Source organism: Agromyces excoecariae, assembly GCF_051715505.1.
Classification (GTDB): Bacteria; Actinomycetota; Actinomycetes; order Actinomycetales; family Microbacteriaceae; genus Agromyces.
In genome coordinates this window covers 1-25626 of record NZ_JBPSLA010000018.1, presented here as the reverse complement: position 1 = coordinate 25626, position 25626 = coordinate 1, and the positions used below count along the sequence as shown (strand labels likewise).

The 25626-nt window shown below is 73.9% G+C and carries 22 protein-coding genes, 1 pseudogene and 1 riboswitch; of the genes and pseudogenes, 8 read left to right on the top strand and 15 right to left on the bottom strand.

The genetic code is table 11. The annotated features are described in order from the left end of the window. Nucleotides 1–3: 3 nt before the first annotated feature. Complete coding sequence (locus ACSJD1_RS16885) at nt 4–819, bottom strand: DeoR/GlpR family DNA-binding transcription regulator (RefSeq protein WP_438856454.1); 816 nt, start codon at nt 817–819, stop codon at nt 4–6. Between the two features lie 84 nt (nt 820–903). On the opposite strand from ACSJD1_RS16885, the gene galT reads away from it, so the two are divergent. Both galT and galK read left to right on the top strand, forming a co-directional pair. Continuing rightward, nucleotides 904–2064 carry a galactose-1-phosphate uridylyltransferase gene (gene galT, locus ACSJD1_RS16880; protein WP_438856453.1) on the top strand — a complete coding sequence of 387 codons (1161 nt, stop codon included), beginning with the start codon at nt 904–906 and terminating at the stop codon, nt 2062–2064. Then, the gene (galK, locus tag ACSJD1_RS16875; protein ID WP_438856452.1) at nt 2061–3221 is read left to right on the top strand and encodes a galactokinase; all 1161 of its coding nucleotides are present in this window, start codon (nt 2061–2063) and stop codon (nt 3219–3221) included. The genes galT and galK overlap by 4 nt, the downstream gene beginning before the upstream one ends. A 57-nt stretch (nt 3222–3278) precedes the next feature. Here galK and ACSJD1_RS16870 read toward each other — a convergent pair whose 3' ends face one another. Then, a complete protein-coding gene (locus ACSJD1_RS16870; RefSeq protein WP_438856451.1) occupies nt 3279–3770 on the bottom strand; it encodes a YbaK/EbsC family protein in 492 nt (163 codons plus the stop codon). 125 nt (nt 3771–3895) lie between these two features. Here ACSJD1_RS16870 and ACSJD1_RS16865 point away from each other — a divergent pair, with 125 nt between their 5' ends. Next, nucleotides 3896–5215 carry an APC family permease gene (locus tag ACSJD1_RS16865; RefSeq protein ID WP_438856450.1) on the top strand — a complete coding sequence of 440 codons (1320 nt, stop codon included), beginning with the start codon at nt 3896–3898 and terminating at the stop codon, nt 5213–5215. Nucleotides 5216–5308: 93 nt separating this feature from the next. Beyond that, entirely contained in the window at nt 5309–5845 is a 537-nt protein-coding gene (locus tag ACSJD1_RS16860; protein ID WP_438856449.1) for a gamma carbonic anhydrase family protein, read from the top strand. 297 nt (nt 5846–6142) lie between these two features. On the opposite strand, the pseudogene ACSJD1_RS16855 reads toward ACSJD1_RS16860, so the two are convergent. The 5 genes and pseudogenes from ACSJD1_RS16855 to glyA form a co-directional block, all read right to left on the bottom strand. Continuing rightward, nucleotides 6143–7258 (bottom strand): annotated as a pseudogene (locus ACSJD1_RS16855) (DUF6716 putative glycosyltransferase); the annotation flags it as partial. After that, nucleotides 7255–8127 (bottom strand): N-acetylneuraminate synthase family protein, encoded by an 873-nt coding sequence (locus tag ACSJD1_RS16850; protein WP_438856448.1) that lies wholly within the window; start codon nt 8125–8127, stop codon nt 7255–7257. The pseudogene ACSJD1_RS16855 and the gene ACSJD1_RS16850, both read right to left, overlap by 4 nt. Nucleotides 8128–8149: 22 nt before the next feature. After that, complete coding sequence (locus tag ACSJD1_RS16845) at nt 8150–9658, bottom strand: cytidylyltransferase domain-containing protein (protein ID WP_438856447.1); 1509 nt, start codon at nt 9656–9658, stop codon at nt 8150–8152. A gap of 98 nt (nt 9659–9756) precedes the next feature. Continuing rightward, nucleotides 9757–10644 (bottom strand): bifunctional methylenetetrahydrofolate dehydrogenase/methenyltetrahydrofolate cyclohydrolase, encoded by an 888-nt coding sequence (locus tag ACSJD1_RS16840; RefSeq protein ID WP_438856446.1) that lies wholly within the window; start codon nt 10642–10644, stop codon nt 9757–9759. Between the two features lie 194 nt (nt 10645–10838). Next, complete coding sequence (gene glyA, locus ACSJD1_RS16835; protein WP_438856445.1) at nt 10839–12158, bottom strand: serine hydroxymethyltransferase; 1320 nt, start codon at nt 12156–12158, stop codon at nt 10839–10841. A gap of 73 nt (nt 12159–12231) precedes the next feature. Beyond that, nucleotides 12232–12313: riboswitch (ZMP/ZTP riboswitch) on the bottom strand. A gap of 94 nt (nt 12314–12407) precedes the next feature. Here glyA and nagA point away from each other — a divergent pair. Together nagA and ACSJD1_RS16825 are read left to right on the top strand one after the other, a co-directional pair. Continuing rightward, nucleotides 12408–13577, top strand: a complete 1170-nt coding sequence (gene nagA / locus ACSJD1_RS16830; RefSeq protein WP_438856444.1) for an N-acetylglucosamine-6-phosphate deacetylase — start codon at nt 12408–12410, stop codon at nt 13575–13577. Between the two features lie 381 nt (nt 13578–13958). Continuing rightward, nucleotides 13959–15404, top strand: coding sequence for a sigma-70 family RNA polymerase sigma factor (locus tag ACSJD1_RS16825; protein WP_438856443.1), 1446 nt, complete (start codon nt 13959–13961; stop codon nt 15402–15404). A gap of 50 nt (nt 15405–15454) precedes the next feature. On the opposite strand, the gene ACSJD1_RS16820 is transcribed toward ACSJD1_RS16825, so the two are convergent. Beyond that, nucleotides 15455–16720, bottom strand: coding sequence for an MFS transporter (locus ACSJD1_RS16820; protein WP_438856442.1), 1266 nt, complete (start codon nt 16718–16720; stop codon nt 15455–15457). A gap of 157 nt (nt 16721–16877) precedes the next feature. On the opposite strand from ACSJD1_RS16820, the gene purU reads away from it, so the two are divergent. Further along, complete coding sequence (purU, locus tag ACSJD1_RS16815; protein ID WP_438856441.1) at nt 16878–17756, top strand: formyltetrahydrofolate deformylase; 879 nt, start codon at nt 16878–16880, stop codon at nt 17754–17756. 62 nt (nt 17757–17818) lie between these two features. On the opposite strand, the gene ACSJD1_RS16810 is transcribed toward purU, so the two are convergent. Together ACSJD1_RS16810 and ACSJD1_RS16805 are read right to left on the bottom strand one after the other, a co-directional pair. Next, nucleotides 17819–18184, bottom strand: coding sequence for a YrdB family protein (locus ACSJD1_RS16810; protein ID WP_438856440.1), 366 nt, complete (start codon nt 18182–18184; stop codon nt 17819–17821). Between the two features lie 96 nt (nt 18185–18280). After that, nucleotides 18281–19525, bottom strand: a complete 1245-nt coding sequence (locus tag ACSJD1_RS16805; RefSeq protein ID WP_438856439.1) for an ABC transporter permease — start codon at nt 19523–19525, stop codon at nt 18281–18283. An 83-nt stretch (nt 19526–19608) separates the two neighbouring features. On the opposite strand from ACSJD1_RS16805, the gene ACSJD1_RS16800 reads away from it, so the two are divergent. Then, a complete protein-coding gene (locus tag ACSJD1_RS16800; RefSeq protein ID WP_438856438.1) occupies nt 19609–20202 on the top strand; it encodes a TetR/AcrR family transcriptional regulator in 594 nt (197 codons plus the stop codon). Between the two features lie 84 nt (nt 20203–20286). Here ACSJD1_RS16800 and nagB read toward each other — a convergent pair whose 3' ends face one another. From nagB to ACSJD1_RS16775, 5 genes are read right to left on the bottom strand one after another with little or no spacing between them, the layout of a single operon-like run. Next, nucleotides 20287–21072 carry a glucosamine-6-phosphate deaminase gene (nagB, locus tag ACSJD1_RS16795; RefSeq protein WP_438856437.1) on the bottom strand — a complete coding sequence of 262 codons (786 nt, stop codon included), beginning with the start codon at nt 21070–21072 and terminating at the stop codon, nt 20287–20289. After that, nucleotides 21057–21995, bottom strand: a complete 939-nt coding sequence (locus tag ACSJD1_RS16790; protein WP_438856436.1) for an ROK family protein — start codon at nt 21993–21995, stop codon at nt 21057–21059. The genes nagB and ACSJD1_RS16790 overlap by 16 nt, the downstream gene beginning before the upstream one ends. Further along, nucleotides 21992–23548 (bottom strand): glycoside hydrolase family 3 protein, encoded by a 1557-nt coding sequence (locus tag ACSJD1_RS16785; protein ID WP_438856435.1) that lies wholly within the window; start codon nt 23546–23548, stop codon nt 21992–21994. The genes ACSJD1_RS16790 and ACSJD1_RS16785 overlap by 4 nt, the downstream gene beginning before the upstream one ends. Beyond that, a complete protein-coding gene (locus tag ACSJD1_RS16780; RefSeq protein ID WP_438856434.1) occupies nt 23545–24447 on the bottom strand; it encodes a carbohydrate ABC transporter permease in 903 nt (300 codons plus the stop codon). The genes ACSJD1_RS16785 and ACSJD1_RS16780 overlap by 4 nt, the downstream gene beginning before the upstream one ends. Then, a complete protein-coding gene (locus ACSJD1_RS16775) occupies nt 24444–25442 on the bottom strand; it encodes a carbohydrate ABC transporter permease (protein ID WP_438856433.1) in 999 nt (332 codons plus the stop codon). The genes ACSJD1_RS16780 and ACSJD1_RS16775 overlap by 4 nt, the downstream gene beginning before the upstream one ends. Between the last annotated feature and the right edge of the window lie 184 nt (nt 25443–25626).

Below are 25626 nucleotides of genomic sequence, written 5' to 3'. Positions count from 1 at the left end.
ACCCTATGGCCGGTCGGCGGCGTGGGCGACGAGCACGTCGAGTCCGGCGTCGCCGAGTTCGCCGAGGAGGATGCCCGGTGCCGCGGCATCCGTCACCAGCGCGTCGAAGGCGTCCACCGGCGCGATGCGGCCGAGGTGGACCTCGCCGAGCTTCGAGGCGTCGGCGACGACCACGGCGCGCGCCGCGCGCCGGAGCATGAGGGCCTTGACCGAGGCCTCGGGCAGGTTGGCGTTCGTGACGCCCAGATTCGGGTCGACGCCGTTGCACCCGATGACCGCGAGGTCGACGTGGACCTCGTCGAGGACGGAACCGGCGAGCGGGTGCACGAGCGAGTGCTGGCGGGGGCGGAGGGTGCCGCCCGTCACGACGACCGTGAACCTCGGGATCTCGGGTTCGAGCTCGAGCGCGATCGAGAGGCCGTTGGTGAAGATCGTGACGTCGTCGAGGTCGGCGCGCGCGCGGAGTGCGCGGGCCACCTGGAGCGTCGTGGTGCCGACGTCGAGGATGAGGCTCTGCCCGCTCCGCACGAGCGCGGCCGTGCGCTCGCCGATCACCTGCTTGGGCACGACGGACGTCGCGAGCGCCTCCTCGAAGCTCGGCTCGCGTTCGGGCCGCGGCTCGGCGGCACCGGCCCCGGACGGCACGGCACCGCCGTGCACGCGTCGCACCAGACCGGCCCGCTCGAGCGCGTCGAGGTCGGCGCGGGCCGTCACCGGGGTCACGCCGAACGACTCGCTGAGCTCGACGACGCGGACGAACCCGCGCTCGCTCACGAGGTCGGCGGTGAGCCTGCGGCGGTGCGCGGCATCTGGCTGCATGACGACCAGTGTGCGCCGAGGCATCCGTACTTTGCAATACGAAACCCACTTGTTTCTCAAACGAAAGTCGCGTACCGTGGCGCCGTGCACCAGACCGAACCCGGCCTCCTCGACCCGCGCATCGCCGTGCGCCGCTCGAGCCTCGCCGACGGCCGCGAGCTCATCTACTTCGACGACGCCGACACGACGCTCCCGCCTGAGCGCGCAATCGACGCCCGTGCGCTCGACCCGAGGCCCGCGGTCGCCGAGATGCGGCAGGACCCGCTCACGGGCGAATGGATCTCGATCGCGGCCGCACGGCAGAACCGCGTGTTCCTGCCCCCGGCCGACGCCGATCCGCTGGCGCCGCAGACCGCGACCAATCCGTCGGAGATCCCCAGCACGTACGACGTCGCCGTGTTCGAGAACCGCTCGCCGTCGTTCGGACCCGACCTCGCCGACTGGCCCGTGTCCACAGGCGGGGCGGATGCCGCGGCATCCGCCCTCGCCGACGTGCGCGCCGTTGGCATCGGGCGCCGCCTGCCCTCGCACGGCCGTTGCGAGGTCGTCTGCTTCAGCCCCGAGCACGAGGGCTCGTTCGGGACCCAGTCCGTCTCGCGCGCCCGGACCGTCATCGAGGCCTGGGCGCACCGGACCGCCGCGCTCTCGGCACTCCCCGGCGTGCAGCAGGTGTTCCCGTTCGAGAACCGCGGGCGCGAGATCGGCGTCACGCTCCCCCACCCGCACGGCCAGATCTACGCCTACCCGTACGTGACGCCGCGCACCGAGCGCCTGCTCGGCGCGATCGACGCCTACGGGCCGTCGCTGCAGGCCGACGTGCTCGAGCGGGAGCGCTCCGGTGAGCGCGTGCTCCTCGCCGGCGAGCACTGGACCGCGTACGTGCCCTTCGCCGCGCGCTGGCCGATCGAGGTCCACCTCGTCCCCAACCGTCACGTGCCCGACCTCGCCGAGACCACGGCCGAGGAGCGCGACGAGCTCGCACGCGTGTACCTGCGCCTCCTCCGCGGAGTCGATCGGCTCTACGACACGCCCACGCCGTACATCGCCGCGTGGCACCAGGCGCCCGTGCACGAGCACCGCGACGACGTGCGCCTCACGATGCAGCTGACGAGCCCGCGTCGAGCCGCCGACCGGCTCAAGTACCTCGCCGGCTCCGAGGCCGCCATGGGCGCCTGGATCGGCGACGTGCCGCCCGAGACGCAGGCCGCCGCACTTCGCACCGCCATCGAAGGAGTTGACCTGTGACCGACGCCGTGGCCTCCGCCCAGCATCGCTTCGCCGAGCAGTACGGCCGCCGCCCAGCGGGCGTGTGGTCGGCTCCCGGCCGCGTGAACCTCATCGGCGAGCACACCGACTACAACGACGGCTTCGTGTTCCCGTTCGCGATCGACCGTCGAACGACCGTGGCGCTCGGCGACCGCGACGACCGCGTCGTCCGGGTCTCGTCGACCTTCTCGCCCGAGACCGTCGAGGTGCACCTCGACCAGCTCACGCCCGACGCCGTGAGCGGCTGGGCCGCGTACCCGCTCGGCGTCGTGTGGGCGCTCGGCGAATCCGGGGCCGACCTGGCGCACGTCCGCGGCGTCGACCTCCACATCGACTCCGACGTGCCGGTCGGGGCGGGCCTCTCGTCGTCGGCCGCGATCGAATGCGCCGTCGCGCTCGCCCTCGACGAGCACTGGGGCCTCGGCCTCGACCGCCCGACGCTCGCGAAGGTCGGCCGCCTCGCCGAGAACCGCGTGGTCGGCGCCCCGACCGGCATCATGGACCAGTCCGCGTCGCTCCTCGGCGAAGCCGATTCCGGCGTGTTCCTCGACTGCCGAAGCCTCGACGCCGACGTGATCCCGCTCGGCTTCGCCGAGGCCGGGCTGTCCCTCCTCGTCATCGACACTCGCGTGAGCCACGCCCACGCGACCGGCGGCTACGCCGCTCGGCGCGCCTCGTGCGAGGCGGGCGCTGCGGCCCTCGGGGCCGAGTCGCTGCGCGAGGTGGGCGTCGACGACCTCGACCGTGCGCGCGACCTGCTCGACGACGAGACCTTCCGTCGGGTGCGGCACGTCGTGACCGAGGACCAACGCGTCCTCGACACCGTCCGCACCCTTCGCGAGCACGGGCCGGGCGCGATCGGCCCGCTGCTCGACGCGTCGCACGCGTCGATGCGCGACGACTTCGAGATCTCGGTTCCCGAGCTCGACCTCGCGGTCGAGACCGCCCAGGCGAACGGGGCCATCGGCGCGCGCATGACCGGCGGCGGGTTCGGCGGCGCGGCGATCGCGCTCGTGATCGACGACCTCGTGCCCGTCATCGCCCGCAAGGTCGTCGAGGCGTTCGCCGAGCACGGCTACCGCGAGCCCGGCGTGTTCACCGTGCACGCTGCACAGGGCGCGCGGCGCGACGCCTGAGCCGCCTCCGTCGTGGCCGACCGCGCCGCGTCCGGGCCGGGACTGCGGCGCGCGACCTCAGTTCGGCTCGACCGCCGTCGGCGTGCCGCCGGTGATGCGCACGAGCTCGTCGAAGGTCGTCGGGAACACCGTCTTCGCATGCCCCGCGGCGGCCCAGACCTCGTCGTAGGCGGCGAGGTCGACGTCGACGAAGGTGCGCACCGGCTCAGGGTGGCCCACCGGTGCGACCCCGCCGATGACCTGGCCGGTCGCGGCCTTCACGACCTCCTTCGACGCGCGCCCGATCGTGCCGCCGAGCTCGGCGCCGAGCCACTCGGTGTCCACGCGGTGCGCGCCCGAGGTGAGCACGAGGATCGGCTCGTCGTCGAGTGTGAAGACCAGCGAGTTCGCGATCTGGCCCACCTCGATGCCGAGCGCCTCGGCGGCGAGCTTCGCGGTGGTCACGGCGTCGTCGAACCACACGATGCGCGGCTCGATCCCGTCTGCGGCGAGCGCGGCGGCGACGCGGTCGACGGCGGCGTGCGAGGGGGCGGTCGGCTCGGCGGTCATGCCCTCGATCCTACGAGCGGATGCCGCGGCATCCGTCGTCGGGAGCAGGTGCCTCGGATGCCGCCCGCCCGAGCGACGACCGGCGGGTGCCCCGTGCGCTCGCCGCGCTGCCGTAGGGTTCGAGCGTGACCAGCTCCGGCCCGCCCCCCGATCGGCTCGCGCGACGTCTCGGGCTCCGTGGCGCGGTCGCCATCGGGCTCGCGGCGATGATCGGCGCGGGCGTCTTCGCGGTGTGGGGGCCGGCGGCGCAGGCCGCGGGCGGCCTGCTGCTCGCCGGGCTCGCCATCGCGGCGTCCGTCGCGTTCGCGAACGCCGGCTCGACGGCGCAGCTCGCGGTCCGCCACCCGGAGTCGGGCGGCGCGTACCGGTACGGCCGGGAGCGGCTCGGCGCCTGGCCGGGCTTCCTCGCCGGGTGGGGGTTCGTCATCGGCAAGACCGCGAGCTGCGCCGCGATGGCGCTCACCGCCGCGGCGTACCTCGTGCCGCCCGCGTGGCAGAAGCCCGTCGCGATCGTCGCGGTCGTGGTGCTCGTCGGCGTCAACGTGCTCGGCGTCACGCGCACCGCGCGGGTCGCCTCGGTGATCGTCTCGGCCGTGCTCGCGGTACTCGTCGTGGTCGTCGCCGCGGGCTTCGCTGCGGTCGCGGGCGTCGGCTGGGGCGTCGGCGCGACCGCATCGGTGGCCGCCCTGCCGTCGACGGATGCCGCGCCCGGCGCGCTCGGCGTCTACGGGGTGCTGCAGGCCGCAGCCCTGGTCTTCTTCGCGTTCGCCGGGTACGCGCGCATCGCGACGCTCGGCGAGGAGGTGCGCGAACCCCGACGGACGATCCCCCGCGCGATCGGCATCGCCTTCGCGGTCGTCGTCGTCGTGTACGCGCTCGTCGGCACGGCCGCGGTCGGGGCGCTCGGGCCCGACGCGCTCGCGGCATCCGCGGCCCCGCTCGTCGACGTCGTGGCGGTCGCCGGATGGATCTGGGCCGAGCCCGTGGTGCGCGCCGCGGCCGGGGTGGCCGCGCTCGGTTCGCTGCTCGCGCTCGTCGCGGGAGTCGGGCGCACGAGCCTCGCGATGGCGCGCGACGGCGAGCTCCCCCGCCCGCTCGCATCGGTGCATCCGCGGTTCGGCGTGCCGCACGTCGCCGAGATCGCGACGGGCGTCGCCGTGATCGTGCTGCTGCTCGTGGCCGATCTCCGCGGAGCGATCGGGTTCTCGTCGTTCGGCGTGCTGGTCTACTACCTCGTCGCCAACGCGTCCGCGATCACCCAGCCGGCCGGCGAGCGGCTCGTGCCGCGGTGGCTCTCGTGGTTCGGCGCGATCGGATGCGTCGCGCTCGTCGTCACGCTCCCGGCGGCGTCGATCGCGGCGGGCGTCGCCGTCTTCGCCGTCGGCGGCGCGGTGCGCGGCATCCGTCTCGCCGTCGGGCGGCGCTCCGGCCCTCCTGAGGACTAGCCCGGTATCGAGAGGATGCCGACTGCACCGCTCCTGCCCCGCGACGGTGCGGACGGCATCCGCTCGATCGCGGCCCGGGAATAGGCTGGCGGCATGAGCGCCGATCCCTCAGCCCGCATCCTGACCATCGCCGACGTCCCGGCCCCCGAGCTCGAGCCGAGCGCCTTCGTGGCCCTCGGCGCCGTCATCGTCGGGCAGGTGCGACTCGCCGCGCGATCGAGCGTCTGGTACAACGCGGTGCTGCGTGCGGAGGCCGAGCCGATCAGCCTCGGCGAGCGCTCCAACCTGCAGGACGGCGTGGTCTGCCACGTCGACTCCGGCTACCCCGTCGTGATCGGCGAGGGGGTCTCGGTCGGCCACCGTGCGGTGCTGCACGGCTGCACGGTCGAGGACGACTGCCTCATCGGCATGGGTGCGACGATCCTCAACGGCGCCGTGATCGGCCGCGGGTCACTCGTCGCGGCCGGCGCCGTGGTGCTCGAGGGCACCGTCGTGCCGCCCGGCTCGCTCGTCGCGGGCGTGCCCGGCAAGGTCCGCCGCGAGCTCACCGCCGACGAGCAGGCGGGCATCCGGCGCAACGCCGAGGCCTACCTGGCGCACGTCGCGCTGCACACCGCTCCCGTCGACTGAGCGGGCGGCGGCCTCCGCGGCGCCCGATTCGCTGATCGCCGCGCCGGCACCCGAGGCGGGCCGGCCCGCGCCAGACCACAGCCGCGCGATCCGGCGCCGCGCGCGCCGCACCCGGCGGACGACGCCCCGCGCCGGGACGCCGACGCCCCAGGCGAGCGCGCCCGACAGGCTGCGGTCGTGCCCGCCCAGCATGCGTCGCCGTTCGAACGCCGACCGCAGCGCCCCGCCCGAGAGGTTGCGCGTGCGCACGAGCGGCGCGAGCGGCACGATCTCGCGCGCTTCGACGAGCGCGGCCAGTCGTGACGCCCAGTCGTCGGCGTCGCGCCCGTGGAAGTAGTTGTCCGCGAGCCACGCCCCGTCGGCGCGGCGGAAGCGCCCGGCCGCGAGGTCCGTCGTCGAGCCGAACAGCCCGGCGCCTTCGAACACGGTGTTGATCATCGCGGGCGAGACGCCGAAGTCGTCGATGAGCAGCGTCGGGATGCCGAGCGCGACCGACTCGAGCGCGGCCGTGGAGCTGACCGTCACGAGCGAGCCGGCTCGCTCGAGGTGGGCGGCCATGGGACCGTCCTCGACGACGAGGTTCGGCGGGACGGCGTCCGCGTCGCCGACGCGCGACCCGGTGTCGGGGAGCTCGCGCAGGAGGTCGGCGTAGTCGTGCGCCTCGGCGTGGGTCTGCGCCTCGCCCGCTCGAGCGCGGACCTTCACGACGACGCGCCGATCGGGCTGCCGCCGGGCGAGTTCGGCGAGCGCGACGAGCACGTGCACGCGGTCCGCCCGCTCGGACGGCACCTTGGCCTGCGCGGCGAAGATCACGTCCGTGCCGCCCGGTCCGACGGCATCCGCCCCGGCCGCCGAGAGGAAGGGCAGCGTCGCGAGCCCGAACATGCGGTCGACGCCGAGTTCGGCGGCGTTCTCGCGGAACTCGCGCACCTCGCGCCGGCTGTGCAGCACGATCAGGTCGGTCTGCTCGCGGTAGACGACGGCCTTCGGCACGGCCGGGATGGTGAGGCCGGGGAAGCCGCTCACGAGCGCCGGGCGGTTCCGGCGCCGGAGGATCCGCGGGGCGACGACGCGCACGAACGGCCCGCGCAGCGCGAGCAGCACCGCGTGCGGGTCGAAGTCGTCGAGTTCGTCGTCGAGGCCTGGCGAACCGTCGCGCCCGTCGAGCGGCACGATGCGCACGTCGGCCGGTGCGAAGCGCGTCCCGTCGAGGGCGTGCTCGAGCTGGCGTGGGCTCGGCTGCACGGGCGAGGCGACGACGACGAGTCGCGACGTCCACTCCCCGGGCAGCGTCGAGGCGAGCGCCGCGCCCCACTTCACGTAGGAGTCGGCGTCGCCGACGACGAGCAGGCGCCGCCCCGCGGCATCCGTCGCCGGGGCGCTCGCGACGCCGGCGGGGCGGCCCTCCGTCACGCGAGCACCCGGCGGAGCTTGGCCTTCGGGGCCTCCTCGCCCGGGTAGACGCGCTTCACGCCGTCGCCGAGCGCCTCGCCGATGATGCGGATGTCGCGCACGAGGTGCTCCAGCCCCTGCGGCTCGAGCGAGGCCGAATGATCGGAGCCCCACATGGTGCGGTCGAGCGTGATGTGGCGCTCGACGGCGACCGCGCCGAGCGCGACCGCGGCGATCGAGATCTGCAGGCCGCGCTCGTGGCCCGAGTAGCCGACCGGGACGCCGGGGTAACGACGCTTCAGCGACGGGATCATCAGGAGGTTCGCCTCCTCAGACGGCATCGGGTAGCTCGACGTGGCGTGCATCATCACGAGGCGCTCGGTGCCGAGCACCGCGACCGCGCGATCGATCTCGTCGAGCGTCGACATGCCGGTCGAGAGGATCACGGGCTTGCCCGTGTCGCGGACCGCCTCGAGGAGCTCGAGGTCGGTGACCGAGGCCGACGCGATCTTGTGGGCGACGACGCCGTAGGACTCGAGGTCGGCGACGGCCGGCGCGTCCCACGGCGACGCGAACCAGTCGAGGCCGTGCAGGGCGGCGTGGCGGGCGACCTCGGCGTACTCGTCGCGCCCGAACTCGACGCGGTGACGGTACTCGAGGTAGGTCATGGTGCCCCACGGCGTCTCGCGCGGCATCGGCTTCATGTGCTCGGGCGTCGAGAGGTCGGGCGTGCGCTTCTGGAACTTCACGGCCTGCGCACCGGCGTGCGCGGCGACCTCGATGAGCCGCTTGGCGATCTCGACGTCGCCGTTGTGGTTGAGGCCGATCTCGGCGATGACGTAGACGGGGTCGTACTCGCCGATGGCGGCGTGGCCGATGCGCACGGACATGGTGGCTCGCTTTCGTGGGTGGTCAGGACGCGGAGGACGCCGTGGCGATGGCCTCGCGCTGTTCGCGACTGGGGTGCGCGGGCTCGAGCTCGTGCGACTCGCGCACGAGGTCGGAGGCGCCGGAGCCGAGCTTGGCCTCGCGCGCGGCGAGCACGAGCTCGGCGAGTTCGCGCACCGCGCCGTGGCCGCCGTGCTGCTCGAGCACGTGACGGGAGCGCTCGAGCGCGTCCGGTGCCGCGTCCGGGACGGCGAGCGGCCAGCCCGCGAGGTCGAGCGCGGGGATGTCGCCCCGGTCGTTGCCGAGGTAGGCGATGCGGTCGAGGCGGATGCCGCGGGCCGCCGCCCACTCGCGGAGCGCGGTGCCCTTGTCGGTCAGCCCCTGGATGACGTCGACCCCGAGCTTCTCCGCGCGCCGGGTGACGACCGGGTTCGCCTCGGCGGACAGGATCAGCACGGGGATGCCGGCGTCGCGCAGGCGGGCCACACCGTGCCCGTCGGCCCGACTGACGCGCACCGACTCGCGCCCGAGCTCGTCGACCGCGGCGGTGTCGTCGGTGTGCACGCCGTCGAAGTCGGTCACGACGGCGTCGACGTCGATGAACGGATGGCGCGGGTCGGCGACCCACGCCGCACCCTCGCGGCGGGCGAGCGAGGCGGCGATGCCGCCCGCGAGCCGACGGTCGATGCGCGGTGCGAGCACGCGGGCGCGGGCGAGGTCGGCGGCGTCGTCGATCTCGATCGCGGTGTCGGGGTGGACGCGCTGGATGCCGATCCGTCCGAAGAAGCGGTGCCCGGCGAGGAGGAAGCCGTCGGTTCGGAACACGTAGAACGCACCGGTCTCGAGGAACTCCTGCTCCCGGTCCTGCCGTCGCGGCCGGTTCGTCGGGTCGTGGTTCACACCGACCGCGCTCGCACCGTCGGCATCGTCGGCCCGCTCTCGCCACAGGAATCCGTGGGTCGGGGTGGCGGCGAAGACCACGTCGCGTTCGCCCGACGCGACCCGCGCGACGGCCGCGTCGAGGTCGGCGGGGTCGATGAACGGGGAGGTGGCCTGGATGAACACGGTGACCTCGTGCTCCGGGGGCTCGTCGGCCGAGCCCGGCTCGCGCACGAGCGCATCGATCGCGTGCAGCAGCGCCGACTCGCTCGACGCCGTGGCGTTCGCGAGTTCGGCCGGGCGGGCGACGACCTCGGCGCCGGCGCCGCGCGCGGCATCCGCGATCTCCTCGTCGTCGGTGGTCACGACGACGCGCCCGATGCGCTCCGCGGCGAGGGCGGCGTGCACGGCCCTGGCCACGAGCGGCACTCCCCCGACGCGTGCCACGTTCTTGCCGGGCAGGCCCTGCGACCCGCCCCTGGCCGGGATGATCGCGACGGCGCGCACGGCGGCGGCCGGCGAACCGCCGCCGGTCGCGGCAGGGCCCTGCCCGGTGCGGGCGGCGCGGTCCCCCGACGCGCCCTCGCCGTCCCGGGCGGATCCCGAATCGGCCGCGCCGGCGGCGGTGGCCTCGATGGAGTCGCTGCGGCTCATGCCGCGAAGCTAAGCGGGCGACGCGTACGCGGGGTGCACGCGCGGTGAACGACCGACGACGTTCAGGCTGACAGATGCTGCGGCAGGCGCTGCCCGCCTCAGCGGCCGTGCAGCTTGATCTCCGCGGCCTTCACGACGTTCGCGAGCAGCATCGCCCGGGTCATCGGGCCGACGCCCCCGGGGTTCGGCGAGAGGTGGCCGGCGACCTCGGCGACCGCCGGGTCGACGTCGCCGGTCAGCCTGCCCTTGCCCGTCTCCTCGTCGGCGACGCGCGTGATGCCGACGTCGAGCACCGCGGCGCCCGGCTGCACCCACTCGGGCTTGACCATGTGCGGCACGCCGACGGCCGCGACCACGATGTCGGCGCGGGCGACCTCACCGGCGAGGTCCTGGGTGCGGGAGTGCGTGAGGGTGACCGTGGCATCGAGGCCCTTGCGCGTGAAGAGCAGGCCGAGCGGGCGACCGACGGTGAGCCCGCGGCCGATGACGGTCACGTGCCGACCGCGGATCGGGACCTGGTAGCGCTGGAGCAGCTCGACGATGCCCGCCGGCGTGCACGGCAGCGGCGAGTGCAGGTCGCCCTCGATGCCGAGCACGAGGCGGCCGAGGTTCGTGGGGTGCAGCCCGTCGGCGTCCTTGTCGGGGTCGATGAGCTCGAGCATGGCGTTCTCGTCGTGGCCCGTCGGCAGGGGCAGCTGCACGATGTACCCGGTGACCTCGCGCGCCGAGTTGAGGTCGCGGATCGCGGCGCGCACGTCGGCGGAGGTCGCCGACGCCGGCAGGTCGACGCGGATCGACTCGATGCCGACCTCGGCGCAGTCGCGGTGCTTGCCGGCGACGTACGACCGCGAGGCGGGGTCGTCGCCGACGAGCAGGGTGCCGAGGCCCGGCACGATGCCGTTCGAGCGCAGGTCGGTGATGCGCGAGGCGAGCTCCGACTTCACGGCCGACGCGGTCGCGACGCCGTCGAGGGTGATGGCGGTCATTTCGGGAGCCTTTCCGAGCTGGTACGGGAGGAACTTCGGTGCGACACGCCGGTGGGCGGATGCCGGTGTGCGGCGTGTTGCACCGGAGTTCCTCCGCTGTGCAGGCGAACCGATCGACGGTCGCCGGCGGGATGCGGTGGATCGGGCCGGGCCCCGGGGCGAGCGGCCGCCCGCCCCGGGGCGTCGGCCGAGGGCTACTGCTGCAGACCCGGGTAGAGCGGGAACGCCGCGGTCAGCGCCTCGACGCGCGAACGGAGCGCCGCGACATCCGGGTTCGCCTGCAGGGCGAGCGCGATGACGTCGGCGACCTCCGTGAACTCGGCGTCACCGAAGCCGCGGGTCGCGAGCGCCGGCGTGCCGATGCGCAGGCCCGAGGTGACCATCGGCGGGCGCGGGTCGAACGGCACCGCGTTGCGGTTCACGGTGATGCCGACCTCGTGCAGGCGGTCCTCGGCCTGCTGGCCGTCGAGCTCGGAGGTGCGGAGGTCGGCGAGCACGAGGTGCACGTCGGTGCCGCCGGTGAGCACGTCGACGCCCGCGGCGCGCGAGTCGTCCGCCACGAGGCGCGAGGCCAGGATGCGCGCACCGCTCAGCGTGCGCTCCTGCCGGTCGCGGAACTCCTCGGACGCCGCGATCTTGAACGCGGTCGCCTTCGCGGCGATCACGTGCATGAGCGGGCCGCCCTGCTGGCCGGGGAAGACGTTGGAGTTGAGCTTCTTCGCCAGTTCCATGTCGCGCGACAGGATGAAGCCAGAGCGCGGGCCGCCGATCGTCTTGTGCACGGTCGAGGAGACGACATCCGCGTGCGGCACGGGGTTCGGGTGCAGGCCCGCGGCCACGAGCCCGGCGAAGTGCGCCATGTCGACCCAGAGCTTCGCGCCGACCTCGTCGGCGATCTCGCGGAACGCGGCGAAGTCGAGCTGGCGCGGGTAGGCCGACCAGCCGGCGATGATGACCTGGGGCTTGTGCTCGAGCGCCTTGTCGCGCACCACGTCCATGTCGACCTGGAAGCTCTCGGGGTCGACGCCGTACGCGACGGCGTTGTAGAGCTTGCCCGAGAAGTTCAGCTTCATGCCGTGGGTGAGGTGGCCGCCGTGCGCGAGCTCGAGGCCGAGGATCGTGTCGCCGGGCGTCGCGATGGCGGACAGGACGGCGGCGTTCGCGGTCGCGCCCGAGTGGGGCTGCACGTTGGCGTACTCGGCGCCGAAGAGGCTCTTCGCGCGCGCGATCGCGAGGTTCTCGGCGACGTCGACGAACTCGCAGCCGCCGTAGTAGCGGCGGCCCGGGTAGCCCTCGGCGTACTTGTTGGTGAGCACCGAGCCCTGCGACTGCAGCACCGAGACGGGCACGAAGTTCTCGCTCGCGATCATCTCGAGCGTGGTGCGCTGGCGGTTCAGCTCGAGTTCGAGCACCTCCGCGATCTCGGGGTCGACCTGCGCGAGGGGCTGGTTGAAGACGGACTCGGCGCCCGCGACTGCAGCGGCGGGGGCGTCGGTGGTGAGTGACTCAGCCAATGGATGGCTCCTTCGGGATGACATGCGGACCTGCGGAAATCGCCTCGTGCGCGACTCGCGCCCCGAGGCCTCGCGTACCGGCCCAGGCGTGCGGTCGGTCCGTGCCAGTCGCTCCCCGATGGTCACCCATCTCAACGCCAGTCGCGACGCCGCCAAGCATAGCAACGGAAGCCGCGAGCCCACGCCGCGGATGACGCGGCCGGTCGCGCGACCGGTCGGCCGGGCCGTCCGCGGCGATATCGTGGCCCGGTGACCACCGCGCCGACGACCGTCGTCCACTCCGCCCGCATCGTGTCGGGCGGCGACACCGTCCCGGACGCGTGGGTGCGCTTCGAGGGCGACCGGATCGCGGGCCGCGGCATCGGCGAGACCTGGCGCGATGCGCCGGCGGTGCGGGCCGGCGAGGCCGAGGTGACGGATGCCGCGGGCCGCTGGCTCACGCCCGGATTCGTCGACATCCACTGCCACGGCGCGGGCGGCGCGGCCTTCGACGACGGCGTCGACGCCATCCGTGCCGGGCTCGCCGTGCACCGCGCGCACGGCACGACCCGGAGCGTCTGCTCGCTCGTGACGGCCCCCGTCGACGTGCTCGCCGATCGGCTCCGCGCGATCGCCGCAGTCGCGGCATCCGATCCCCTCGTGCTCGGCGCCCACCTCGAGGGCCCCTTCCTCGACCACGAGTTCCGCGGCGCGCACGACCCGTCGATGCTCCGCACGGCCGATGACGACGCACTCGACCGGCTGCTCGAGGCGGCCGACGGCACGCTCCGGCAGATCACGATCGCGCCCGAGCACGCGGGCGCGGCGGCGGCGATCGCGCGCCTCGTCGAGGCGGACGTCGCCGTCGCCGTCGGCCACACGGGCGCCGACTTCGAGACCGCGCTCCGCGCCTTCGACGCCGGCGCATCGATCCTGACGCACGCGTTCAACGGCATGCGCGGCATCCACCATCGCGCGCCCGGCCCCGTGGTCGCGGCCATGCACGCCGACCACGTGACGCTCGAGGTGATCGGCGACGGGGTGCACGTGCACCCCGACGTCGTGCGCCTGGCCTTCGCGGGGGCGCCGGGGCGGGTCGCCCTCGTGACCGACGCGATGGCCGCGACCGGGGCGGCCGACGGCGGGTACGTGCTCGGATCGCTCTCGGTCGACGTGCGCGACGGCGTGGCCCGGCTCGTCGACACCGGCGCGATCGCCGGATCGACCCTCACCCCGGACGAGGCACTCCGCCGGGCCGTGGTCGATTCGGGCATTCCGCTGCACGAGGCGGTCGGGGCGCTCACCGTCACGCCGGCCTCCGCGATCGGGCGGGCGGGCGACCTCGGCCGGCTCGACGTCGGCTTCGCCGCCGACGCGGTGCTGCTCACAGACGACCTCGCGGTCGCAGCGGTCTGGGGCGCGGGCGCCCGCCTCGCCTGACGCACGACGCGACCTGCGGCCGCCCGGCCCCGGCGGCTTCGCCCGGGCGGAGCGGGGGGCCTGTTCCCCTTCGCCCCTCGCTCCGTCCCGCCTCGCCGTTCCGCGCGCCCCCGCACGGTCCACTCGGACCCGAGCGGCCACCCGGCCCTTCCCCGGTGCGCGGCCACTCACCTTGAGAGACGTCGGCTCCGCCGGATCATGACGCGACTTCGCACGATCCGCGCGCAGAAGCCGAGCCTCGGATCCCGCGTTTCGTCGATCCGGCGCCCATCCGCTTGAATGAGCGGAAGCGCAGAGCAACCCGTCCGGCGCGGATCGCCGGCACCCGAGGGCATCGCGTGCGCCCCGCGCGAGCGCGCCCGAACGAGGAGGACGAGGTAGGTGACCCCACCCCGCTCCGCGCCCGCCGACGCCGACCTGATCGCGGCGACCCGCCGGGGAGATCGCGACGCGTATGCCGAGCTCTGGCGGCGCCACGAGGCATCCGCTCGCACCCTCGCGCGGTCGCACACGTCGCTCGACGCCGACGACCTCGTTGCCGAGGCGTTCACCCGGACCTTCGACGCGATCCGGTCGGGCAAGGGCCCGCACGGGGCCTTCCGTCCGTACCTGTTCGCCACGATCCGGAACACCGCCGCGAGTTGGGGCCGAGCCAACCGCGAGGCGGCCCTCGACGACCTCGAGTCGGTGGAGGATCCGACGACCGGCGATGTCGCCGCGATCGAGGCGCTCGATCGATCCACGACCGCGAAGGCGTTCCGCGCGCTGCCGGAGCGCTGGCAGGAGGTGCTCTGGTACTCCGAGGTCGAGCGGATGTCGCCGCAGCAGATCGCGCCCCTGCTCGGGATGAGCGCGAACGCGACCGCCGCGCTCGCGTATCGCGCGCGCGAGGGCCTCCGGCAGCAGTGGATCCGCGCGCACCTCGCCGACGCCCACCTCGAACCCGAGTGCGGCTGGACGGTCGACCGGCTCGGTGCGTACATGCGCGGGCGACTGCGTCGACGCGACACGGTGAAGGTCGAGGCGCATCTCGACGGCTGCGCGACCTGCCCGGTCGTGGCCGCCGAGGCCCGCGAGGTCGGCATGCGGCTCGCGTTCGTGCTGCTTCCCCTCGCCGCCGGGTCGGCCGCGGCCACGGCGTACTCGGCATGGCTCGGTACGGCCGCACCGGTCGCGACCTCGGCGGCGGGCGCCGCCGGCACCGCGGCGGGTGCGGTCGGCACCACCGGCACCGCGACGGCGGGGTCCGGCACCGGCGCGGCCGGAGCCGCCGGGGCCTCTGGGACGGGTGCGGCGGTCTCCGTCGGCGCCGGGGTCGGCGGCGCGATGCTCGTCGCCGCCACGGCGGTCACCCTGCTCGTGCTGCCGCAGGCCGCGCCGACGGACGCCTCCACCGACCGCGGATCGACGGCGGTCGCCGCCGAGGCGCCGGCCGATCCCGGGCCCGCCGTCGCGGTGCCGGAGCCCCCGCCGGCGCCTCCGGCCGACGAACCGGCGGCGATCGAGCCCGCCGAGCCGCCCGTCGAGGCCGCGCCCCCGGCCGCGCCCGCGGCCGCACCGGCACCCTCCGCCGTCGTCGAACCCCAGCCGGTCGTCGAGCCCGAGCCCGAGCCCGAACCGCAGGCCCGCGCAGGACTCGACCTCGTCGTCGCCGCGCACGGCTCGAGCCTGACGCTGGCGCTCACGGGCGAGCCGGGGGCCGAGGTCGAGCTGCTCGCGGACGGACTGCCGTTCGCGACCGTCGTGCTCGACGACGCCGGAGGCGCGGTCCTGGAGCTCCTCGCGCCGGCCAACCACAAGTGGACCGCGAGCGCGCAGTACGCCTGAGCCCCGCCCCGCCCGACGCCGGTCGAGGCGCGGTGACCGTTCGGGTGGAGCTACGCCTCGACGACGCGCGCGCGAGCGCGCTCCGCACGCGTGGAGCGCACCACGACGAGCATGGCGACGACGAGCAGCACCGCGTAGGCCACCGGCACCGCGCCGATGCCCACCGCATCGAACAGCACCGCGCCGACGAGCGCGCCACCGCCGATGCCGACGTTGAACGCGGTCGTGTAGAGCGCGCTCGCGGCGTCCCGCCGATCGGCCGGCGCGGCCTGCAGCAGCCGGGTCTGCAGCAGCGGAGGGATCGCGCCGAAGGCGAAGCCCCACACGGTGTAGGCGACGATCGCGGGCCACAGCCCGGGCTCGGCGGCGATCACGAGCAGTGCCACGGCCAGCAGCAGCATGGCCCCGACGAGCGCGCGGACGCTGTCGCGCGCGATCGGACTGCCGGCGACGAGGAGGCCGACCGCGCCGGCGAGACCCGACGCGAACAGCAGCGGCGCGACGGCCGCCGACGAGGCGCCGACGACGTCGGTGAGCAGCGGGGCGACGTAGGTGAGGGCGGCGTACTGGCCGATCATGACGATCGCGGTGACGACGCCGACGGCGACGACGCCCCGCATGCCGCGCCGACCGTTGGTTGAGCTCACGGCCTCGATCGCGCCCGTGACGGTCCGGCTCGCCGCCGCGTCGGCGGAACCTGCCTCGCCCGTCGCCGATCGCCGGGTCGGGGCATCCCCCGGCAGCACCGCGCGCACGACGACGGCGCCCGCGAGCGTGAGCACGGCGACCACGCCGAACGCCCAGCGCCAACCCACCGCCTGGCCGAGCGCGGTCGCGAGCGGCACGCCCGCGATGAGCGCGAGGGTGCCGCCGCCGAGCACGACGGAGACGGCTCGCCCGAGATGCTGCTCCGCGACGAGTCGAGCGGGGTAGGCGCCGACGAGCGCCCAGAACAGGCCGTGCGCGACGCCGCCGACGACGCGGACGGCGACCAGCTGGCCGTAGTCGGGTACGAGCGCGGAGGCCGCGGTCGAGAGGCCGAGCACGACGAGCACGATCGTGATGAGCGTGCGCCGGGGTACCCGCTTCAGCAGTGCGGTGAGCGGAGTCGAGGTCACGACGACCGTGAAGGCGAAGACCGAGACGAGCAGGCCCACGAGGGGCGCACCGACGCCCAGCTCGGCGCTCATCTCGGGGAGCAACCCGGTGGGCAGCATCTCGATGGTGATGGACAGGAAGACGGCCGCGGCGAGTGCGACGAGCGCGCGCCAGGGCATGGCGGTCGCGACGGCGCGCGACGAAGAGGTGATCGGCATGAGGAAGTCATCCGACGGCGTTCCCCGCGAGAGCGGCATAGCCTGCTGCGGGTCGACTACGCGCTCACGTGCGCGCCCGGGGCCGACGGTGTCCGCACGACCGCCACCCAGTGTAGCGGGGCGCACCTGCGTATTCGCCGGGCGGTACGCTGTCCCGATGAGCACGGAGGCCGAGCCGCACAGCCCGCACCTGTCCCATTGGGTCGTCACGCTGAGCTGCACCGACGGGCCCGGGATCGTGCATGCGGTGAGCGGTGCGATCGTCGCGGCGCGCGGCAACATCACCGAGAGCCAGCAGTTCGCGAGCCACGACACCGGGCGCTTCTTCATGCGCGTGCAGGTCGAGTCGCCCGCCGACCGCACCGAGTTCGAGGCCGCGCTCGCACCCGTGATCGAACGCTGGAACATGGACCTGCACCTCGACGAGGTCGGTCGCCCGCTCCGCACGCTCGTGCTCGCCTCGACCGCGGGCCACTGCGTCAACGACCTGCTCTTCCGGCAGCGCGGCGGGCAGCTGCCGGTCGAGATCCCGCTCGTCCTCTCCAACCACGGCACGCTCCGGGATCTCGTCGACTTCTACGGCGTGCCGTTCGAGTCCGCGCCCGTGACCTCGCCCGAGGCCAAGGCGGAGTTCGAGCGCCGCATACTCGAGGCGGTCGACGAGCACGACATCGAGCTCGTCGTGCTCGCGCGCTACATGCAGATCCTCTCCCCCGAGCTCTGCGACGCGCTCGCCGGGCGATGCATCAACATCCACCACTCGTTCCTGCCGGGCTTCAAGGGCGCGAACCCGTACCGTCAGGCGCACGCCCGCGGCGTGAAGCTCATCGGCGCCACGGCGCACTTCGTGACGAGCGACCTCGACGAGGGCCCGATCATCGAGCAGAACGTCGTGCGCGTGGAGCACTCGCGCTCGGTCGCGGAGCTCGTGGCGATCGGCCAGGACGAGGAGAGCCGCACGCTCTCGCAGGCGGTGAAGTGGTTCGCCGAGCGCCGGGTGCTGCTCGACGGGCAGCGCACGGTCATCTTCCGCTGAGCGCGGGCCGGGCGGGGTCCTCGAGACGCGCCGCCGCCTCGCGCCGCCCGGCCGCCGAGGCGTCAGTCGCGGAGCTCGCGGCGGCCGTTGATGACGCCGCTGACCGCGGCGACGACGGCGAACACGACGGCCACGACGGGCTGGCCCATGATCCACCACGCGATCGCGGCCGTCGAGAACACGGCGATCTCGACGAGCGCCTTGACGAACGGGTCGACCTGGAAGACCGCCTTCGGCGAGCGGAAGAGCCCCCAGAGCAGGATCGCGAGAAGCGGCAGTCCGATGCCGAGGAGCACGCCGGGCCAGGGCAGCGGGAACGCGGCGAACCCGAAGATGCCGAGCGTCACGATCGCGAAGATCTCGAGCAGGAAGCGCAGCAGGTCGTTGGCGCCGACCTTCGGGGTCGGCTCGGGGGTGGCATCGTTCACGAGGTTCAAGCCTAACCGCGCCCGCCGAGCGCCGACGCCGCGGCATCCACGAAGGGGGATGCCACGGCGTCAGGCCGACCTGAGGCGCCTCGAGCCTCAGCCCACGGGTGTCGCGTCGCGGCCGGCGGGCACGCCGGTCTCGGTCTCGCTCGAGGCGTCGTCCGTCGCCGCAGTGCGTGCCCGGTCCTCGGCGAGCTCCTCGTCGGCGTGCGCCGCCTCGTCGTCGGGCTCGGCGCCGCCGGCGGTGCGGAAGTGGCCGATGAGCGAGAGGAGGATGCCCACCGCGGCCCACGTCGCGAGCACGAGCCACGGGAAGGCCGTCGGCGCGTCGGGGAAGTAGCTGAGGTCGCGCAGCAGCGTGCCGGCGGCCCCCGGCGGCATCCACTGACCGATCGCGCCCCACGGTGCGAGCAGAAACTCGACCGGGACGGCGGCGGCCGAGAGCGGGTTGCCGACGAGCACGAAGAGCACTGCGCCGACGGCGATGCCCGCACGGCCGATGAGTGCCACGAGCCCGGTGATCGGGGCCGCGATCGCCGCCATGGCGAGCGCGATGGCCGAGGCGTTCAGCCAGTATTCGCCCTGGAGGGCGCCGAACCAGCCCTGCAGGATGCCGGTGAGCACGAGCCCGCCGGCGACCGAGTACGCGACGACCGCGACGACGCGCCGCATCGCGCCGATCACGGTGAGCGAGATCGCGATGCCGCCGAGCATGCCGCCGATCACGAGCGGGAACATCGCTGCGGCGAGACCGGTGCCGCGCGGGTCGGAGTCGGCGAGCGGCACGATGTCAGTGACCGTCACCGTGACCTGCGGGAGCTCCGGAAGCGACGTTGCGGCCGATCCGTCGACCGGCTGGCCGGTCGCGGCCGCCTGCATCGCCGCTTGAACGGCGGCCTGGACGACCTGCTGGAGCTGCGCGGGCAGCGCCGCCTGCACCTGGGCGTCGATGCCGGCCTGCAGCTGGGTCGCGAGACCGTTCAGGAGTTGCGCGACCACGGGGCTCGCGGCGGTCGCGGTGAGCACCTCGGGCGCGTCGGTCGGCTGGTCGCCGAGGACGATCGCGCCGTAGACCTCGCGCTGCTCGATCGCGGCGACGGCCGCGTCTCGGTCGTCGTACCGCTCGAGCGCCACGGCGCCCTCGGCCTCGTCGGCGACGCGCTCCTCGACCTGTGTGACGGACGCGTCGGGCCCGACGATGCCGACGGGAAGGTCCTTCGGTTCGGCCGTGACCGACGGCCAGGCGAAGGCGAGCAGGATGACGCCGACGACGAGGGACAGGACGGCGCCGATGCCGACGGCCCGGCCGATCGGCGTCCGATGCGTGGAGTGGGAGGACATGAGCGGCTCCTTCATAAAAAACGAATGCTCGTTCTTTATAATGGACCCGAGACGTAGGATCGTCAAGCGACGGGAGGAAGCCGATGCCGAAGGTGAGCGATGAGTACCGGGCCGCGCGACGCGAGGAGATCCTCGCCGTCGCCCTCCGCTGCTTCGCCGAGCGCGGCTACGCGAAGACGTCGATCGCCGACCTCGTCGAGGCGTCCGGCCTCTCGGCGGGCGCGATCTACGGCAACTTCCCCGACGGCAAGCAGGAGCTCTTCGCCGCCGCGGCGGCACGGCTGCTCGAGTCTCGCCGCGTCGAGCTCGCCGAACGCCGACGCGACGGCGGTCCGCTCGCCCCCGGCGAGATCATCGCGACGCTCGTCGGCGGCATCCGCAGCGAGCCGTTCAGCGAGGTCCTCCCCCAGCTGTGGTCCGAGGCGATCGTCGACCGCGAGATCCGCGACCTCGTGCAGGTCGTGTTCCTGCGCCTGCGCGGCGCGATCGGCGCCCAGCTCGCCGAGTGGGCGCGGGCGAACCCCGACCGCGTCGAGGGCGATCCGGGCGCTTGGGCCGAGCGCGTCACGCCGGTGATCCTGTCGGCCGCTCCCGGGTTCATCCTCCAGCGGGCCCTGCTCGACGACTTCGACGAGGAGGCCTACCTCGCCGCGCTCGGCGAGGCGCTCGTGCACTGAGCCGCCGTGCACTGATCCGCCGTGCACTGATCCGCCATGCACTGATCCACCGCGCCGGTCGCCGGCGCGGCGACTCCGGTCGGCTCAGATGCCCTGCCAGTCGGGCTTGTTCGCCCAGGCGTGACGGTAGTAGGCGGCGTATGCGAGCCGCGACGCGGCCGCCTCGTCCACGATGACCGTCGCATGCGGGTGCAACTGGATCGCCGAGCCCGGCTGGCTCGCGGACACGGGCCCCTCGACCGCTGCCGCGACGGCGTCGGCCTTCGCCTCGCCGAAGGCGAGGAGCACGAGGTGCCGGGCACGGAGGATCGTGCCGATGCCCTGGGTGATGCAGTGCATCGGCACGTCGTCGATCGAATCGAAGAAGCGCGCGTTGTCGATGCGCGTCTGCTCGGTCAGCGTCTTCACGCGCGTGCGCGATGCGAGGGACGACCCCGGCTCGTTGAATCCGATGTGCCCGGTGCGCCCGATGCCGAGGATCTGCAGGTCGACCCCGCCCGCGGCGTCGATCGCCGCTTCGTAGTCCTCGGCGGCGGTCCGGATGCTCGCCGGATCGCCGTTCGGCACGCGGATGAGCTCGGGCGTCAGGCCGAGCGGATCGACCACCTCCCGCGCGATGACCTGGCGGTACCCCTCGGGATGCCCCGGCGGCAGTCCGACGTACTCGTCGAGCGCGAAGCCACGCACGCCGGCCGTCGCGATGCCCTCGGCCGCGATGCGACGCGCGAGCGCACGGTAGGTGCTGAGCGGGGTGGACCCCGTCGCGAGGCCGAGCACGGCGTCGGCGCGCGCACGCAGGAGGTCGACGACGGCGGATGCCGCGAGCTCGCCGGCCGCCTCCTCGTCGCGGACGATCACGACCTCTGCCATGCCGGCGCCTCCAGTTCCTCTCCGATCAGGGCGGCACCGACGGCCGCCGCCGGGAAGCCGCGCGGGATCACCTGGACCCTGCGGGGCAGGTCGAGCGAGGCGAGGAATGCGGAATCCTCGGCCCAGCCGCCGAGCACGCGGCGCGTGCCCGCGAGCAGTCGGTCGCCGAGCGCGGCGAGCCCGCCGCCGATGACGATGTCGTCGACGTCGGTCGTGAGCGCGAGGAGGCGCACCGCCGAGGCCACGCCGACGAGGAAGCGCTCGCGCACCGCGACGGCGTCGTGCTCACCGGCATCCGCCCGGTCGAACAGGTCGATCGCCGGATACCGATGGGCGCTCGGCCACAGCGTCGCGAGCGCCGATCCCGACGCGAGCGTCTCGAGGCACCCGCGCTGTCCGCAGGCGCAGCGGTCGCCCGCCGGGTCCACCGGGATGTGGCCGATCTCGCCCGCGACGCCGCGACCGCCGCGCAGCAGGTGCCCGTCGAGCACGATGCCGGCGGCGAGTCCGGTGCCGAGGTTCAGGTAGGCCATCGAATGCGCACGGATGCCGTCGGCCACGCCGAGCAGGTGGTGCGCGCCGAGCGCGGCCGCCTTCACGTCGTTCTCGACCCGCACGTCGATGCCGAGCCGATCTGCGAGGCGCGGGCCGAGGTCGAGGCCCTCGAGGCCGAGGTTGACCGCATGCGTCACGCGTCCGGTCCCGGAGTCGACCGAACCGGGGATGCCGATGCCGATCGAGTGGAACGCGCGCGCGTCGACGCCGGCGAGCTCGGACATCCGCTCCACGGTGCGCAGCGCCGTCGCGACGACCTCCTCGGCGCCGAAGCCCGTCGGCATGCGGACCTGGTCGCTGAGCTCGCCGTCCTCGCCGATCGCGACGGCCGCGGTCTTGGTGCCGCCGATGTCGATCCCGAGCCTCACGACACCTCCGCCGCGGCGGTCAGCGCGTCCTGCACGAGCTCCGCGAACGTCGCGGCGACGCCGCGCGAGGCGCCGAAGGTCGCGAGGTCGGCGGTCGCGAGGTCCTCGCTCGGCCAGCCCATGTCGACCGTCACCACGTCGGCGCGCGACGCGCGCAGACGATCGATCGCGTCGACCGCGAACGCGTGCCGGTGCAGGTCCTTTCCGATGACGACGACCGGACCCGCGAGCGCGGCCGGCTCCGGCAGCGGGTTCGCGGCGTCGAGCACGACCTCCGCGGCATCCGTCAGCCAGGCCGGAGCCGGATGATCGGCGTCGGGCACCGCGGCGAGCGCGAACGGCCCCCACGGCACGCCGCCGACGGCGATGTTCGCGACCGTCTCGACCCGCACGATCGTGCCGACCGAACCGGTCGCGCACAGCCGGTCGAGCGCACCGGGCGCGACGTGGAACGACGCGGCGACGCGGTCGGCGAGGCCGGCGGGCAGGTCGAGCGGCAGCATCCCCGCCGGGACGGCGGGTGCGTCGGGCTCGGGGGCCTGGCGGTGCACGGCGGCGAGGGCCCGCACCCGGGCCGCGGCGTCCGCGACGCGCTCGGCGGCGAGCCGGCCCGACGCGACGGCGTCGGCGATCGCCAGGGCGATCTCCTCCATCTGCTCGCCCGTGTTGTCGGTGCCGATGCAGAGCAGGTCGCAGCCGGCGGCGAGCGCGAGCACGGCAGCCTCGGGGATGCCGCGCCCGGCGCTCGCCCCGGCCATGTCGAGCGCATCGGAGACGATGACGCCCTCGAACCCCAGCTCCCCGCGGAGCAGGCCGTGCAGGATGCGGGAAGACAGGGTGGCGGGGTGCTCCGGGTCGAGCTGCGGGAGCAGGATGTGGGAGGTCATGATCGACCGGGTCCCGGCCGCGATCGCGGCGCGGAACGGCGCGAGCTCGCGCTCGTCCAGCGCCTCGAGGGGCAGGTCGACGACCGGCAGGGCGAGGTGCGAGTCCGTCGCGGTGTCGCCGTGGCCGGGGAAGTGCTTCGCGCTCGCGTCGATTCCCGCGGACTGCACGCCCTCGACCCACGCCGCAGTGTGCCGGGCCACGAGGCCGGGCTCGGCACCGAAGCTGCGCACGCCGATGACCGGGTTCGCGGCGTTCGAGTTGATGTCGGCGTCGGGCGCGAACGTCATGGTGCAGCCGACCGCGACCAGGGCCTCGCCCACCGCGCGCCCGACGGCGCGCGTGAGCGCGAGGTCGTCGATGCGGCCGAGCACGGCGTTGCCGGGGTACGGCGCGCCGCGGTCGGAGAACAGGCGCGTGACGTCGCCGCCCTCCTCGTCGATGGCGACGACCGCGAGGGGGTTCGCGTCGCGGAGCTCGGCGGTCAGGCTCGCCAGCTGGACGGGCGAGACCACGTTCGAAGCGAAGACGCACACGCCGCCGAGGCCCTCGCCGAGGAGGTCGAGCAACCACTCGGGCGCCTCGGGGCCGGCGAAGCCGGGCAGCAGGGTCGTGAGGATGTCGCGGCGCAGGTCCTGGCCCGCGCCGCTCCGGATCGTCTCGCTCATCCCTTGACCGCTCCGCTCACGAGTCCGCTCGTCATCCGGCCCTGGACGATCAGGAAGAAGACGATGACCGGGATCGCCATCAGGGTCGAGCCTGCCATGATGGCGGCCCAGTTGGTCGTGCCGTTGGCCACGAGGAACGTGCGCAGCCACACGGGCAGCGTCATCATCTCGGGCCGGGCGTTCAGCACGAGCGCGATCACGAACTCGTTCCACGCCTGGATGAAGCCGAAGACGCCGGTGGCGACGAGCCCGGGGGCGAGCAGCGGGAAGGTGACCCGCCAGAAGGCGCCGGCCCGGGAGCATCCGTCGATCATCGCCGCCTCCTCGAGGTCGGCCGGGACCCCGTTGACGAACCCGCGGAGGGTCCAGATCGTGAACGGCAGCACCGTGGCGACGTAGACGATCGTGAGGCCGATGAGGGTGTTCAGCAGGTGCCATCCGTCGATCACGCGGAAGATCGAGACGATCATCGCCTCGCCGGGGATCATCTGGATCACGAGGATCATCACGATGAACCCGCGACGGCTCCGGAACCGGAACCGCGTGACCGCGACCGCCGCGAGGAACGCGAAGACGAGCGCCACGAGCACCGTCGTGAGCGTCACGACGAGCGAGTTCACCGCCGCCGGCGCGAACGGCGTGCGACCCGGGTCGAAGAGCACGGTGGCGTAGTTGCGCAGCGTGAAGTTGTCGGGCCAGAAGTGGATCTCGGAGCCGCGGATCTCGTTGTTCGGCTGGAACGAGGTGTTCACCATCCAGTAGACGGGGAAGGCGAACAGGGCGAAGAGCACGACCGACAGCGCGCTCCAGAGCGCGGTCGAGAGGCGGTTTCGGCCGCGCCCGCGGCCGGGAGCCGGGCGCGTGCTCGAGCCCGTCACGATGGCGGTGGTGGCGCTCACAGCTCCTCCTCCTTGATGGTCTGGCGGACGTAGTAGAGCGAGACGACCATGAGGATGATCGCGGTGATCACCGCGATCGCACCGCCCGTGCCGAAGTCGCCGCCCGCGATCGAGACCTGGTAGATGTACACGCCGAGCGTGTTGGTGAGGGCGCGGATGCCGCCGATGTCCTGCAGCGCGAAGATCTGCGTGAACACCTTGAGGTCCCAGATGATCTGCAGGATCGTCGTGATGAGGAAGATCGGCTTGAGGTACGGGAAGGTGATCAGCCGGAAGCGATCGAACGCCCCGGCGCCGTCGAGCTGTGCCGCCTCGAGCACCTCGTCGGGCACCTGGGTGAGGCCGGCGTAGATCGTGAACGCGACGAACGGCACGGCGCCCCAGACGATGATGATGCCCGCGACGAGGAAGAAGCTCAGCGGATCGATGAGCCACGAGTGCTGCCGGAACTGCTCGAGGCCGAACCCGTTCACGAGGACCGAGTTGACGACGCCGTAGTCGGTGTCGAACATCCAGCCCCAGACGATGGTCGCGGAGAGGGGCGGCATCGCCCACGCGAGCAGCATGCCGAGCGAGAGCAGCAGGCGGAAGCCCTTCGGCAGGCGTTGGAGCAGGAGGGCCATGAGCGTGCCGAGGATCATCGTGGTCACCACGCACACCGCGGCGAACACGAGGCTGCGACCGAGCACCTCGTAGAAGGTGACGTCGGTGAGCACGGAGACGTAGTTCTCGAACCACACCCAGGTCGGCGGAGCGCCGAACACCTGCGCGCGGCCGAACTCCTGCATCGAGGTGACCAGGAGCTGGATCAGGGGCCAGCCGACGATCGCGGCGAGCACGAGCGAGGCGGGGACGAGGAGGGCGTAGGGCGTGAGGCCCCCGGCACGGCGGCTGAAGCGACGTCGCTTCGGCGGCTCGACGGGCTGCGGCGTGACGATGCGCTCGCCGTCGACCGCGCTCACGGCCGGGGGGAGGCCGGTGTCGGTGGTGGTCATGTGGGGCTCCTGCGTCAGACGGCGAGGTGGGATGCCGCGGGCGGTGCCCGCTCATGGTTCCGGGCCGGCAGCGTGTGTGGGGCACTGCCGGCCCGGGGCCCGGTGGAGTCGGGGGGGGGGCCCCGGGGGGGGGGGGGGGGGGGCCCCGGGGGGGGGGGGGGGGCGGGGGGGGTGGGTGGCAGGC